Raw genomic sequence first — 12,180 nt, 5'->3', positions numbered from 1 at the left:
ATTTTTACAACAACAGGAAAGCCGCCATGCCCCTCGTGCGTATCGATGTTGCCCAGGACACGCCAGCTGAAACCATCAAGGCCATCAGCGACGTCATCTACGAAGCGATGATTCAGACGGCCAACGTACCGGCCAATGACCGGTTCCAGATCATCAACCGTCATGCCAGCGACGAGTTGGTGTACCCCGCCGAAGGCTACCTGGGTATTCAGTACAGCCCTCGCATCGTGTTTATCCAGGTGACCTGGAACAGCGGCCGCAGCGTGGACGTCAAGCGGGCGTTCTACCAGGCGGTGGCCAGCGGCATTCATGAGCGAACCGGGGTGCCGATGGAAGACGTGTGGATCAGCCTGGTGGAGGTCAACCGGGAGGACTGGTCGTTCGGCCAGGGTGATATGCAGTACGTGCCCAAGGCCTGACTCAGACCACGGAAGGAGCGAACCATGCTGTCCAACCTTGTCGCCAGCCGCCTGGCCCCGCGCAACGTCCATTACGGCTGGGTCGTGGCGGGCACGACCTTTTTGACCATGTTGGTGATGGCGGGCGCCATGGGGGCGCCGGGCGTGTTCATCGTGCCCCTGGAACGCGAGTTCGGCTGGAGCAGCGCGCAGATCTCTTCGGCGTTGGCCGTGCGGTTCGCCTTGTATGGGTTGATGGGCCCCTTCGCCGCGGCCTTCATGAACCACTTCGGCTTGCGCCGGGTGGTACTGACGGCATTGGCCGTGGTGCTGGGCGGCTTGCTGGGCTCGATGTTCATGAACCAGTTCTGGCAACTGGTGTTGCTGTGGGGCGTGGTGGTGGGTGTTGGCACCGGGCTGACGGCCATGGTGCTGGGCGCCACCGTGGCCACGCGCTGGTTTTCCAAGCGCCGCGGCCTGGTGGTCGGCTTGCTGTCGGCCAGCACGGCCACCGGGCAGCTGGTGTTCATGCCACTGCTGGCGTCCCTCACCGAGCATCATGGCTGGCGGGCAGGGCTGTGGCTCATCTGCGGTGCCATGGCGGTGGCCGTGGGGGCGGTACTGGCGCTGTTGCGTGACCGACCGGCCGACCTGGGCCTGGCGGCCTACGGCGATGCCATGGTCGTCGCGGCACCGGGCAAGGCGAGCCTGTGGGCGATGCTGGCCAGCCCCTGGCGCGTATTGCGAGACGTCAGTGGCAGTTGGACGTTCTGGGTGCTGTTCCTGACCTTTTTCGTCTGCGGCGCCAGCACCAATGGCCTGGTGCAGACGCACTTCATCAGCCTGTGCGGTGACTACGGCCTGGTGGCCACCAGCGCCGCGGGCATCCTGGCGATGATGGGCATCTGCGATTTCTTCGGCACCGTGGGCTCGGGGTGGCTGTCCGACCGGTTCGATAACCGCTGGCTGCTGTTCTGGTACTACGGGCTGCGCGGCGTGGCGCTGATGATTTTGCCGTTCACGGACTTTACCGTCTGGGGGCTTTCGCTCTTCGCGGTGCTGTATGGCCTGGACTGGATCGCCACGGTGCCGCCCACCGTCAAACTGGTGGCCCAGACGTTCGGCAGCGAGCGGGCCAACATCGTCTTCGGCTGGGTGTTCGCCGGCCACCAGTTGGGCGCGGCGTTCGCCGCCTATGGCGCGGGTTTGACCCGCACGCTGATGGCGAGCTACCTGCCGGCGTTTTTCGTCGCGGGGTTGCTGTGCGTGTTGGCGTCGCTGATTGCCTTGTCCATCCCGGTGTTGCGCGGCAAGGCAGCGGTGCCTGGCTGACAGGGTGGGGGGGGCAAGCCGCGCAGGAAATGGACGTGATACCTGCCGTGCGCTATCGTCGCGCCGGCGATTGTGCGCAGTCAGAACAGGGAGTGGGTGATGTACATGCTTTTCAAGGGCCGGACAGTGGCCTTGCTGTGGGGGGCTGCGTTCGTGGTGGCCGACCAGTTGGTCAAATGGCTGGCCCTGTCGGTGCTGCAGGCGAACAGCTTTCGCCTGGGCAGCAGCCCGGTCAACCTGGCGCTGGAACTGAGCTTGAACCCCGGAGCATTCCTGAGCCTGGGGGCGGCATTGCCGGCGTGGCTCAAGCAACTGATTTTCATCCTCGGCGTGGCCGTGGTGGTCGGTTGGGCGGGCTACTGGGCGCTGCGCAACTGGGCCCGTTCCACCCGCCAGGCCATGGCGGTGTACGCCATCGCGCTGGGTGGGGTGGGTAACCTGATCGACCGGGTGTTCCGTGACGGGCACGTGGTGGACTACATGGTGTTCAACGTTGGCTCGCTGCACACCGGTGTGTTCAATCTGGCCGATATCGCCATTACCGCCGGGGCGCTCTTCCTGGCCGCAGGCATGCTGCGTCGTGCCCCTTAGCGTCAGGCAAGTCTTGCAACGTTGAGCGCCGCAATGAACCGAACCGCTTGGTTATAACGATAGTCTATATCGTTCTAAACATTCATAACGGAAGCGGCTATGCTGCCCGCCAGTTTTTGCGCGTGATTTAAGGCTCAGCAATGGATGTCGGTAATTTCGGTTTTGTGGTTGCGGGGCTGATCGTCGGGTTCGTGGTGGGCATGACGGGTGTGGGGGGCGGTTCCCTGATGACGCCGATCCTGCTCTGGTTCGGCATCAACCCCGCCACGGCGGTAGGCACCGACCTGTTGTACGCAGCCATCACCAAGTCCGGTGGCGTGCTGGTGCACCGCAAGAACAAGAACATCGACTGGGGTGTGACGGGCTGGTTGACGCTGGGCAGTGTTCCGGCGGTGGCCGTGACCCTGTGGTTCCTGAAGAATTTCGACACCAACCCCAAGGCCCTGAACGCCATCATTACCCAGGCCCTGGGCGTGGTGCTGCTGCTTACGGCGGGCGCGGTGCTGTTCAAGCACAAGCTGTTGGCCTTCGCACACCGCAACAGTGGTGACAAGTCGCTGTTCACCGGCACCCGGCTGAACGTCCTCACCGTCGTCACCGGCCTGATCCTGGGCACCATGGTTGCCCTGACCTCCATCGGCGCAGGCGCCCTGGGTACGGTGGCCTTGTTCATTCTCTACCCGCTGCTGCCGACTCGGCGCCTGGTGGGTACGGAGATCGCCCACGCGGTGCCGTTGACCCTCGTCGCCGGGCTTGGCCATGCCAGCATGGGCAACATGAACTGGGAGTTGCTGGGGTTCCTGCTGATGGGCTCACTGCCAGGCATTTACCTGGGCAGTCACCTGACAGGGCGGGTGCCCGACAAGGTGCTGCGGCCTTGCCTGGCGTTCATGCTGTTCGCCATTGGCTACAAGCTGGCTTTCTGAGACCTGGGCGGGGCCTCGTCCCGCCAAGATGCAACAACATGTGTATCCGGCGAACCTTGCCCTTCGCCGGGCGTCCGAGCTGTGTAATGAACGTTACGCAGCCCGGAGATCCCGCCTTTTGAAAGATGCCATCCGCAAGAAATACCGGTTGATGATCAAGACCCTCGGGTACGTCGGCTGGTCGCTGTTCTGGTTATTGATCTGGGACATCCTGGTGACGGTGGACTTCATGCTCTACCTCAACAGCAAGGTCACGCTGCCGCTGATGCCCCTGACTCTGCTGGGGTCGGCGCTGGTGGTGCTGATCAGCTTTCGCAACAGCAGTGCGTACAACCGCTGGTGGGAAGCCCGCACACTGTGGGGCGCAGTGGTCAACAGCTCGCGCAGTTTCGGCCGCCAGGTGTTGACCCTGGTGGATGACGCCAACGGCGACGCCAACCCGGTCAAGGCCACCTTGTTGCGCCGCCAGGTGGCGTACGTCTACAGCCTGACGGCCAGCCTCAAGGGCGCGCCGTGCCCCGTGGAGCTGCAGGCATTCGTGCGCGCCGAGGAGTTCGAACGCCGCGGGCGTTCCAACAACTTTGCCAATGACATCCTCAATGGCTCGGCCAACCTGCTGGCCCGCGAATACAAGGCCGGGCGGCTGGACAGTATCCGCCTGGCGCGGCTGGAGTCCACCCTGGTGGACCTGTCCAACAGCCAGGGCGGCCTGGAGCGCATCGCCAACACGCCGCTGCCGTACCCCTACGTGTACTTTCCCCGCCTGTTCATCTCGCTGTTCTGCCTGATCGTGCCGGTGGGCTTGGTGGAGTCGCTGGAGTGGTACACACCGCTGGCGTCCACGGTGGTGGGGTTCATGCTGCTGGCCATCGAACGCATCGGCACCGACCTGCAAAGTCCGTTCAAGCCCAGTGAACACCAGATCCAGATGGATGCCATCTGCGGGACCATCGAGAAGAACCTCGAATCCATGCAGCGGGAGGCGCAGCATGCGGCGTTGATCGACTGAATGGGGCAGTAGCCAGGGAGGCCATCAGTTCTGGGGTGGCAGGGCAATCCATTCGCTTTGAGCCTGGCGGTATGCACCGGTAGCCTTGGCCAGGTGCAGCCACTGGTCCACGTACGATTTCCACGTCATGTCATCCCGGGGCAGCAGGTAGGCTTTCTCGCCATATTGCAGGAAGTGCGCAGGGTTCACCGCGCACAGGCCTGGGCTCAGTTTCTGGTGGTACAGGGCTTCGGAGGCGTCGGTGATCATCACGTCGGCCCGGTGCTCTCGCAGTTCGTCGAAGATGCTCACATTGTCGTGCAGGCTCAGGTGCGCCTGGGGCAGGTAGGCATGCACGAACGCTTCATTGGTACCGCCCGCCGGTTCCACCAGGCGGACGTCAGGGCGGTTCAATTGCGCCACGCTCTGGTATTTGGCCTGGTCTTCGCAACGCACCAGCGGGACTTTGCCGTCCACGTCCAGGGTGCTGCTGAAATAGGCTTTTTTCTGCCGCTCCAGGGTCACCGAGATGCCGCCCACGGCAATGTCGCAATGGCCCGCCAGAAAGTCTGGCATCAGGGTTTTCCAGGTGGTGGGCACCCAGTTCACGTTCACCCCCAGGCTCTTGGCCAGCGACTGGGCCAGGGTGATGTCGATGCCTTCGTAGCCGCCATCGGCTTTCTTGAACGTGTAAGGCTTGTAGTCGCCGGTGGTGCATACATTCAGCTGGCCGCGTTGTTGCACCTGGTCCAGGCGCGAGGGGGCGGCGTCGGCCATGACCAGGCCCGGTAGCAGGGCGCTCAGCAGCCAGGGCAGGGGGGCAAGCTTCATTCGGTGCTCTCTTGTTGTGGTGGATGGCCGGGGGGGATGAAATCACAGTCAGGCAGGGCCGTCCACGGCCGGCGCCGGCCACGGTTTTGCGGCGCCATGCACCCTTGGCTTGACCTGCGTCACTGGACAGCATAAATCGCTGAAATCAAACGGAAACATTGTTGTCCTACAGTCCACGCCCAGATAACGAGGACTGACAACGTGAACCGAGCTGCAAGACACCTGCGCAAAACCCTGGACGCCGTGGCCGCCAACAACGAGTCGGCAGCCCTGGACGTGATGCGCACCCTGGACCGCCTGGGCGACGAAGTGCTGCGCCAGCGCCTGCTGGGCGTGATCCACCGTTTGAACCAGGACGCGGCGGAGCTGCGCCTGGCCCGTGACGACGTGCAGGGCAGCGAATGCAAACGCGCGTGAGGCATTACCTGCGCTAATGGGGCATGGGCAATGATGGTTTCCCCCGAGCCCCCGATGCTGGTCAAATCCTGCGCACATCGTGCTTCGAGGAACCCGCCCAATGACCGGCGAAACTCAGCTCTCCCTGCTGCTGCGCAACATGGCCCCACAGCTTCATGACGGTGAATACGTCTTCTGTACCCTGCCACCCGGTACGCCTGTCGACCTCGACGAGGTGATCGGCAGTTTCCGCGAGGCCGAGGGCCTGACCGTGGTTCTGGCCCGTGATACAGCCGAGGCGCTGGGCTGGCGATACGCGTATGTAGCGGCCTGGATCACCCTTGAGGTGCATTCGGCGCTGGAGGCCGTGGGCCTGACGGCCGCCTTCGCCTCGGCGCTGGGCGCTGCCGGTATCAGTTGCAACGTGATCGCCGGGTATTACCATGACCACCTGTTCGTCGCCCATGAAGACGCGGCCCGTGCCATGGCGGCCCTGCGGCAGTTGGCGGCGGGCGCGTAACGCCGACAGGGTGAAAGCGGGCTTTAAATTGAGATGTTATAATGTAACAATCATGTCCTTTGCTTCCCTGGACATATTCTCATGCTGCCTGACGTTGCCCTGACCGACCGTCCACCTATCCATGGCCCACTCGACTGGGTGGGCATGCAACACATTGACCTGCCGTTGACCCTGGACGAGCCGGGTTGCCTGCCAACGGTCGCTGCCAGCGCTGACGCCCAGGTGGACCTGACAGACCCGCGCATCAAGGGCATTCATATGTCACGCCTGTACCGCCTGCTCGACGAAGCAGCGGGGCAGGTGGTGACGCCTCGCGCCATCGCGCACCTGCTGGCGCAGATGGTGGAAAGCCATGCCGATTGCCGTTCCCGCCATGCACGCCTGCACCTGCGCTTCTCGCTGCTGTGCCGGCGCCCGGCCCTGGTAACCCAGGGACTCAGTGGCTGGAAGGCCTACCCGGTGGAGCTCAAGGCCCAATGGCAGGGCGGCGCGCTGCGCCTGCGGGCCAGTGTGCAGGTGGGCTATTCGTCCACCTGCCCGTGCTCAGCGGCCTTGTCGCGCCAGGTGGTGGAGCAGGCCTTCATCCAGCAATTCGGCCAGCATGCGGCCCTGGCGCCTGCCGAAGTCGCCGCGTGGTTGCGCACCCATGCCAGCACGGCCACGCCCCATAGCCAGCGCAGCGTGGCGCGTATCGAGGTTGGCGTGGCGCCTTACGCCGACACACTGGGGCTGATGGCCCTGATCGAACGCGTCGAGACCGCGCTGGGCACGCCGTTGCAGACCGCCGTCAAACGCGCGGACGAACAGGCGTTCGCGCGGCTGAACGGTGAGCACCTGATGTACGTGGAAGACGCGGCGCGAAAAGTCAGCCAGGCGTTGCAGACGCATTACTCTGGGGTAGAGGTGTTCGTGTCCCACCGCGAGAGCCTGCACCCCCATGACGCGGTGGCGTGGGCCGGGCAGGGCTGACAACGCCCGAGGCGTAGCAGGATTCACTTTACAGTGATACAGAATGCAATGTTATATTGTTGCAAATATTATCGAGTCTCTGCCGTGCTTCCTCACCCCCACACCTCCATGCTCGCCCACTCCGTCGTCAAGCGCCTGGCCATGGCCTTGACCCTGCTGATGCTGTTGTGGGCCGCGGTCGCCTGGGCGGTGGCCGTCCCATGAGCGCTGCCATCGACCTGGACAACCTCACCGTTGCCTACGAGCGCCGCGCCGCCGTGCACCATGTCAGCGGCCAGTTCGCACCGGGGAGCTTGACCGCCATCGTCGGCCCCAACGGTGCTGGCAAATCGACCCTGATCAAGGCCATCGTCGGTGTGATGAAACCCGCCCAAGGGCAGGTACGCCTCGGCGGGACGAACGCCCGCGCCATCGGCTACCTGCCCCAGGCGGCGGAAATCGACCGCGGTTTTCCCATCAGCGTCGCTGACACCGTAGCCATGGGCGCGTGGCGGTCCATCGGCGCGTGGCGCGGGGTCAGTACGGGGCAAGCGCTGCAAGCCCGCCAGGCACTGATGACGGTGGGGCTGGAGGGGTTCGAAGCACGCAGCGTTGGTTCGCTGTCTTCTGGCCAGTTGCAGCGGGTGCTGTTCGCCCGTCTGCTGGTCCAGGATGCGCCATTGATCGTGCTCGACGAGCCGTTCACCGCCATCGATGCCCGTACTACCCAGGACCTGTTGCGGTTGGTGCGTACCTGGCACGGTCAAGGCCGCACGGTGATCGCCGTGCTGCATGACCTGGAGCAGGTGCGCGAGCATTTTCCGCAGACCTTGCTGCTGGCCCGCAAGTCCATCGCCTGGGGCGCGACCGCCGACGTACTGAGCCGCGCGAACCTGCGCCAGGCGCGCAACATGGCCGAGTGCTGGAGCGTCGACAGCCCAGTGTGCGATGCCAGCGGGGAGGGCCGCCCATGACCCTGTACACCAGCTTGGTGCAGCCCTTTGTCGAGTTCGGTTTCATGCGCCGGGCCCTGGTCGCCTGCCTGGCACTGGGGCTTGGTTCGGGCCCGATAGGCGTGCTGCTGATGCTGCGGCGCATGAGCCTGGTGGGCGATGCCATGAGCCACGCGGTGCTGCCGGGCGCGGCCTTGGGCTTTCTGGTGGCCGGCCTGTCTCTGCCCGCCATGGGCCTGGGTGGCTTGATCGCTGGCCTCACGGTGGCCTTGCTCGCCGGCTTGGTGAGCCGTTTCACCAGCCTCAAGGAAGACGCCAGCTTTGCCAGTTTTTACCTGACGTCTCTGGCTGCGGGGGTGATGATCGTTTCGCTGCACGGTTCCAACATCGACCTGTTGCATGTGCTGTTCGGCACCATCCTGGCCATCGACGACCAGGCCATTTACCTGGTCGCCGGTATCGCGTCGTTTACGTTGCTGTTGCTGGCGGTGATCTACCGCCCCTTGGTGCTGGAGTGTTTCGACCCCGGTTTCCTGCGCGCCGTGGGCGGGCGCGGGTCGCTGTATCACGTGCTGTTTCTGTTGTTGGTGGTGCTCAACCTGGTGTCCGGTTTCCAGGCCTTGGGCACCTTGATGGCGGTGGGCATGATGATGCTGCCTGCCACCGCCGCGCGCTTCTGGGCCACCTCGCTCACTGCGCTGATGCTGGTGTCGACCCTGCTGGCGACACTGGCCGGGTTGATCGGCCTCATCGTCTCCTACCACCTGGGCGTGGCGTCCGGCCCAGCCATCGTGCTCACCGCCAGTGCGTTCTACGGTGTGTCGGTGCTGTTCGGTCGCAGCGGCCTGCTGCGGCGTTTCTTTTCGCAACCCCACTTGTCCAACTGAAGGTTCATCATGACGCGAATTCCCTTGGCCGCTGCCGCAGCGTTCTCCCTGTCAGTACTCAGCAGCCTGGCCCATGCCAGGCCCCTGGAAGCGGTGGCGTCGTTCACCGTCATCGCCGACATGGTGCAGACCGTGGGCGGCGAGCATGTGCACGTGACGTCCTTGATAGGCCCCAACGGCGACCCCCACGTGTACGAACCGACCCCGGCCGATGCCCAGGCGCTGCGCCACGCTGACGTGACCTTTGTCAGCGGCCTGCACCTGGAAGGCTGGATGGACCGGCTCATCAGCGCCTCGGGCTACCGCGGCACCCCGGTGGTGCTGTCCACCGGCATCAAGACCCGCGGCATGGAGGAAGACGGCCAGCAGATCACCGACCCTCACGCCTGGAACAGCGCAGCCAATGGCGTGGTGTATGTGCGCAACATCATCAGCGCCTTGAAGCAGGCTGATCCGGCCGACGCCGCCGACTTCCAGGCCAACGGTGAGCGCTACATCCAGCAACTGCAGGCCCTGGACAGCTATGCCCGAACCCAGGTGCAGGCCATCGCGCAGGCTCAGCGCAAGGTGCTGACCTCCCATGATGCCTTTGGTTATTTCGGCGATGCCTACGGGGTCAGCTTCCTGTCACCGCTGGGGTTTTCCACTGAAAACGAGGCGTCGGCGGCTGACGTTTCCACGCTGATCCGTCAGATCAAGCAGGAGCACGTCAGTGCCTACTTTTTTGAAAACTCCGGTGACCCGCGGCTGGTCAAGCAAATTGCCGCGGCCACCGGCGCGCAGCCGGGCGGCGAGCTGTACGTGGAAGCCCTGAGCCCGGCCGATGGCCCGGCCCCCACCTATGCGAAGATGTTTCGCTACAACGTCGACCAGCTCGTGGCGGCCATGAAAGCCGGCCACTGAAGGCCGTGGCGGGCTGCGTTCAAGGTTTGAGCCGTGCCGCGTAGTCGGCGACGCGGCGGCCCAGCAGCTTGGCGGTTTCAAGGTCGCCACTGCGCGGTGCTTCATCCGGCGAAGCGTCCGAGGGCGATACGGCAAGGGCGCCGGCGAAGCCTGCGGTCCAGTTGATGTCATCGGGGCCATGGGCCTTGGTGTTGGCGGGCATCAGGCCGGTGCCGATCCACACCTGGGCGTGCTGCTGGGACAAGGTCCAGAAGTAGGCGATGGTGGAAAATTTATCGCCGTTGACCGACGCCGAGTTGGTGAAGCCCGCGGCCACCTTGTCTTTCCAGGCCTGGGTAAACCAGGGTTTGGACGAGGTGTCGGCGAATTTCTTGAATTGCCAGGCCGGCCCGCCCATGTAGGTGGGGCTGCCGTAGATAATGGCGTCGGCGGCGCTGATAGCCTCCCAGGCGGCTTCACTGAGCTCGCCATTGGCGTCGATCTGATACAGGGTAGCCTGGGTGCCGGGTGCGGCGGCCGCCCCGGCGTGCACGGCCTCGGCCTGTTTGGCGGTGTGGCCGTAGCCGCTGAAATAGACGATGGCGATAGCAGTCATGGGGTGCTCCTGTCGGTCTAGGGAACAAGACACTATAGGTGCAATTTCGCTGGGCGTCGGGTCAGCGCAAGCGTTGCGCCAGTGCTGGCAGCACCTCATCACAGCTCTGTTGCAGTTTCAGGGCGAGTAAATCGTCCCCCCGCGTATGCCCCAGGTTGACGGCCACCACGGGTCGACCGCGTTCAGCCACGGCCCGGCACAGGCGAAACGCTGAATAGGCCATCAACGAAGACCCCACCACCAACAGGGCCGGTGCCGTGGTCGCCAGGGCCATGGCTCGCTCGGCGGTGGCCGTTGCCACGTTTTCGCCGAAAAACACCACGTCCGGCTTCAAGCGCTCGCCGTGGCAATGGGGGCATACCGGCAGCTTGAACCGCGCCTCGAAGCGAGGGTCCAGCAGGGTATCGCCATCGGGTGCCTGCCGGGCATCCACGCCTGCCAGGTAGGGGTTTTCGGTTTCCATCACCACCTGAATATCATCGCGGGGCGTGCGCTGGCCGCAGTCCAGGCACCGTACCCGATGCAGGTTGCCGTGCAGCTCCACCACGTCCGTACTCCCGGCCTGATCATGCAGGCCGTCCACGTTCTGAGTGATCAGGCCGCTGACACGGCCGCGCGCCTGCAGCTCGGCCAACGCCTGATGGGCGACGTTGGCACGGGCCCCGCGCACCTTCGGCCAACCCAGCATCGCGCGGGCCCAGTAGCGTTGGCGCAGGGCAGGGCCGCTGAGAAATTCCTGGTACATCATCGGCGCCCGGCCACGGCGCACGCCGTCTCGGTCGCGGTAATCGGGGATGCCTGAAGGCGTGCTGATGCCAGCGCCGGTGAGCACCACGAACGGCTGCTCGGCCAGGAGTGCGCACAGGGTGTCGAAATCGGTCATGGGCAGGTTTCCGAAATACCTAGCATAGCTACTGGGTGTGTCTGGTGCTGCGCGGGGGGCGCCGCGGGTCAATGGGCGCGGCACAACGAGGGTTTTTCGCCGAAGAGTTTCTGATACTGGGCACAGAAATAACTGGTGTGCTCGAAACCCCAGCGCGCAGCGATGTCGCTGATGCGGGCCTCGGGGTCGCGGCTTAGCGCGCGGCGTGCTTCATTGAGGCGCACCGAGCGCAGGTACTGCACCGGATTGACGTCGGCGACGCTCTGGAAGCTGTATTGCAAGGTGCGGCGGGAGATCTTCAGGCGCTTGCACAGGTCCACCAGGCCGGCGATGCCCTGGGGGTCTTGCACCACCATTTCATGGCAGCGCTGAACGATATAGTGGCGGGTGCTGTAGCTGGCCGGGAGGGCGGGCAACGCGTCCAGGCCTGCGAGCAGTTGGCAGGTCAGGTCCAAGACCCGTTGCCGTGGCTGGGCAGCCTCGGGGTGGCGCAGCAGATCAAGCAGCTCGCGGCGAGCATGCTGGTGCAGCGGTGCCGACAGGCTCACGCCGCGCACGGCCTGGCTGGCGCGGCAGCGGGCCAGGGTGGCGTCGCTGACCAAGCCGTGCAGCTCGGCATACGGCATGGACAGGCACAGCACGTCCATGCCGGCGCCGCTGACCGTGCGGAATTCGCTCTGGCTGGGCAACAGGTTGAGGCCGTCGAGCAGCCACGGCTGCTGCGCGTCGCGCTGGGGCCAGGCCAGGGGAAAGATCAGGTTGAGGTGTTCACGGGGCAGTTGCATGTGCTGCACCGCCGCCTGGTTCAGGCGCTCGCGGAACAGGCGGATGGGGCCAATGTCCAGTACCCATAGCGCGGCGTCCACGGGGCCACCACTGAGCTGGTCATAGCGTTGTTGCCAGCCGCTGAGGCGGCTGGCATGTTCGGACATGTCGGCAGACTGAAAGAAGTGCAGCATCAGACAACCTGTTCATCAAAAGGGGAGGCAGTCGTAGCAAAGCCTGTGCCGGCCCCGGCCACTGTCCGGG

15 protein-coding genes are annotated in these 12,180 nt (G+C 64.6%); 11 read left to right on the top strand and 4 right to left on the bottom strand.

Features of this window, described 5'->3' with window-relative positions; translation table 11 throughout:
* Positions 1-26: 26 nt before the first annotated feature.
* The 5 genes from HWQ56_RS15265 to HWQ56_RS15245 all read left to right on the top strand — a co-directional run bounded on the left by HWQ56_RS15265 (position 27) and on the right by HWQ56_RS15245 (position 4,256).
* Positions 27-419 (top strand): tautomerase family protein, encoded by a 393-nt coding sequence (locus HWQ56_RS15265; RefSeq protein WP_176571043.1) that lies wholly within the window; start codon positions 27-29, stop codon positions 417-419.
* Positions 420-443: 24 nt separating this feature from the next.
* The gene (locus tag HWQ56_RS15260) at positions 444-1,730 is read left to right on the top strand and encodes an MFS transporter (protein WP_176571042.1); all 1,287 of its coding nucleotides are present in this window, start codon (positions 444-446) and stop codon (positions 1,728-1,730) included.
* A gap of 99 nt (positions 1,731-1,829) precedes the next feature.
* Complete coding sequence (locus tag HWQ56_RS15255) at positions 1,830-2,321, top strand: signal peptidase II (RefSeq protein WP_176571041.1); 492 nt, start codon at positions 1,830-1,832, stop codon at positions 2,319-2,321.
* Positions 2,322-2,461: 140 nt separating this feature from the next.
* Entirely contained in the window at positions 2,462-3,247 is a 786-nt protein-coding gene (locus HWQ56_RS15250; protein ID WP_158153347.1) for a sulfite exporter TauE/SafE family protein, read from the top strand.
* Positions 3,248-3,365: 118 nt separating this feature from the next.
* On the top strand, positions 3,366-4,256 hold the full coding sequence (locus tag HWQ56_RS15245) for a bestrophin family protein (protein WP_158153346.1): 891 nt from the start codon (positions 3,366-3,368) through the stop codon (positions 4,254-4,256).
* 24 nt (positions 4,257-4,280) lie between these two features.
* On the opposite strand, the gene HWQ56_RS15240 is transcribed toward HWQ56_RS15245, so the two are convergent.
* Positions 4,281-5,012 carry a transporter substrate-binding domain-containing protein gene (locus tag HWQ56_RS15240; protein WP_245217886.1) on the bottom strand — a complete coding sequence of 244 codons (732 nt, stop codon included), beginning with the start codon at positions 5,010-5,012 and terminating at the stop codon, positions 4,281-4,283.
* Between the two features lie 255 nt (positions 5,013-5,267).
* Here HWQ56_RS15240 and HWQ56_RS15235 point away from each other — a divergent pair, with 255 nt between their 5' ends.
* From HWQ56_RS15235 to HWQ56_RS15210, 6 genes are all read left to right on the top strand, one after another.
* Positions 5,268-5,483 (top strand): hypothetical protein, encoded by a 216-nt coding sequence (locus HWQ56_RS15235; protein ID WP_158153344.1) that lies wholly within the window; start codon positions 5,268-5,270, stop codon positions 5,481-5,483.
* Between the two features lie 100 nt (positions 5,484-5,583).
* Complete coding sequence (locus tag HWQ56_RS15230) at positions 5,584-5,982, top strand: ACT domain-containing protein (protein ID WP_176571039.1); 399 nt, start codon at positions 5,584-5,586, stop codon at positions 5,980-5,982.
* 81 nt (positions 5,983-6,063) lie between these two features.
* On the top strand, positions 6,064-6,951 hold the full coding sequence (gene folE2 / locus HWQ56_RS15225) for a GTP cyclohydrolase FolE2 (RefSeq protein WP_176571038.1): 888 nt from the start codon (positions 6,064-6,066) through the stop codon (positions 6,949-6,951).
* Between the two features lie 200 nt (positions 6,952-7,151).
* Positions 7,152-7,904, top strand: a complete 753-nt coding sequence (locus HWQ56_RS15220) for a metal ABC transporter ATP-binding protein (protein WP_176571037.1) — start codon at positions 7,152-7,154, stop codon at positions 7,902-7,904.
* Entirely contained in the window at positions 7,901-8,770 is an 870-nt protein-coding gene (locus HWQ56_RS15215) for a metal ABC transporter permease (protein WP_176571036.1), read from the top strand. The genes HWQ56_RS15220 and HWQ56_RS15215 overlap by 4 nt, the downstream gene beginning before the upstream one ends.
* A 9-nt stretch (positions 8,771-8,779) precedes the next feature.
* A complete protein-coding gene (locus tag HWQ56_RS15210; RefSeq protein WP_176571035.1) occupies positions 8,780-9,673 on the top strand; it encodes a metal ABC transporter substrate-binding protein in 894 nt (297 codons plus the stop codon).
* Between the two features lie 19 nt (positions 9,674-9,692).
* On the opposite strand, the gene HWQ56_RS15205 is transcribed toward HWQ56_RS15210, so the two are convergent.
* The 3 genes from HWQ56_RS15205 to HWQ56_RS15195 all read right to left on the bottom strand — a co-directional run bounded on the left by HWQ56_RS15205 (position 9,693) and on the right by HWQ56_RS15195 (position 12,110).
* Positions 9,693-10,268 (bottom strand): flavodoxin family protein, encoded by a 576-nt coding sequence (locus HWQ56_RS15205; protein ID WP_158153932.1) that lies wholly within the window; start codon positions 10,266-10,268, stop codon positions 9,693-9,695.
* Positions 10,269-10,329: 61 nt separating this feature from the next.
* The gene (locus HWQ56_RS15200; protein WP_176571034.1) at positions 10,330-11,151 is read right to left on the bottom strand and encodes an NAD-dependent protein deacetylase; all 822 of its coding nucleotides are present in this window, start codon (positions 11,149-11,151) and stop codon (positions 10,330-10,332) included.
* Positions 11,152-11,219: 68 nt separating this feature from the next.
* Positions 11,220-12,110, bottom strand: coding sequence for a helix-turn-helix domain-containing protein (locus HWQ56_RS15195; RefSeq protein ID WP_158153930.1), 891 nt, complete (start codon positions 12,108-12,110; stop codon positions 11,220-11,222).
* Between the last annotated feature and the right edge of the window lie 70 nt (positions 12,111-12,180).

This window comes from Pseudomonas eucalypticola (genome assembly GCF_013374995.1).
Taxonomy (GTDB): Bacteria; Pseudomonadota; Gammaproteobacteria; order Pseudomonadales; family Pseudomonadaceae; genus Aquipseudomonas; species Aquipseudomonas eucalypticola.
This window is presented reverse-complemented; position numbering and strand designations above follow the sequence as displayed.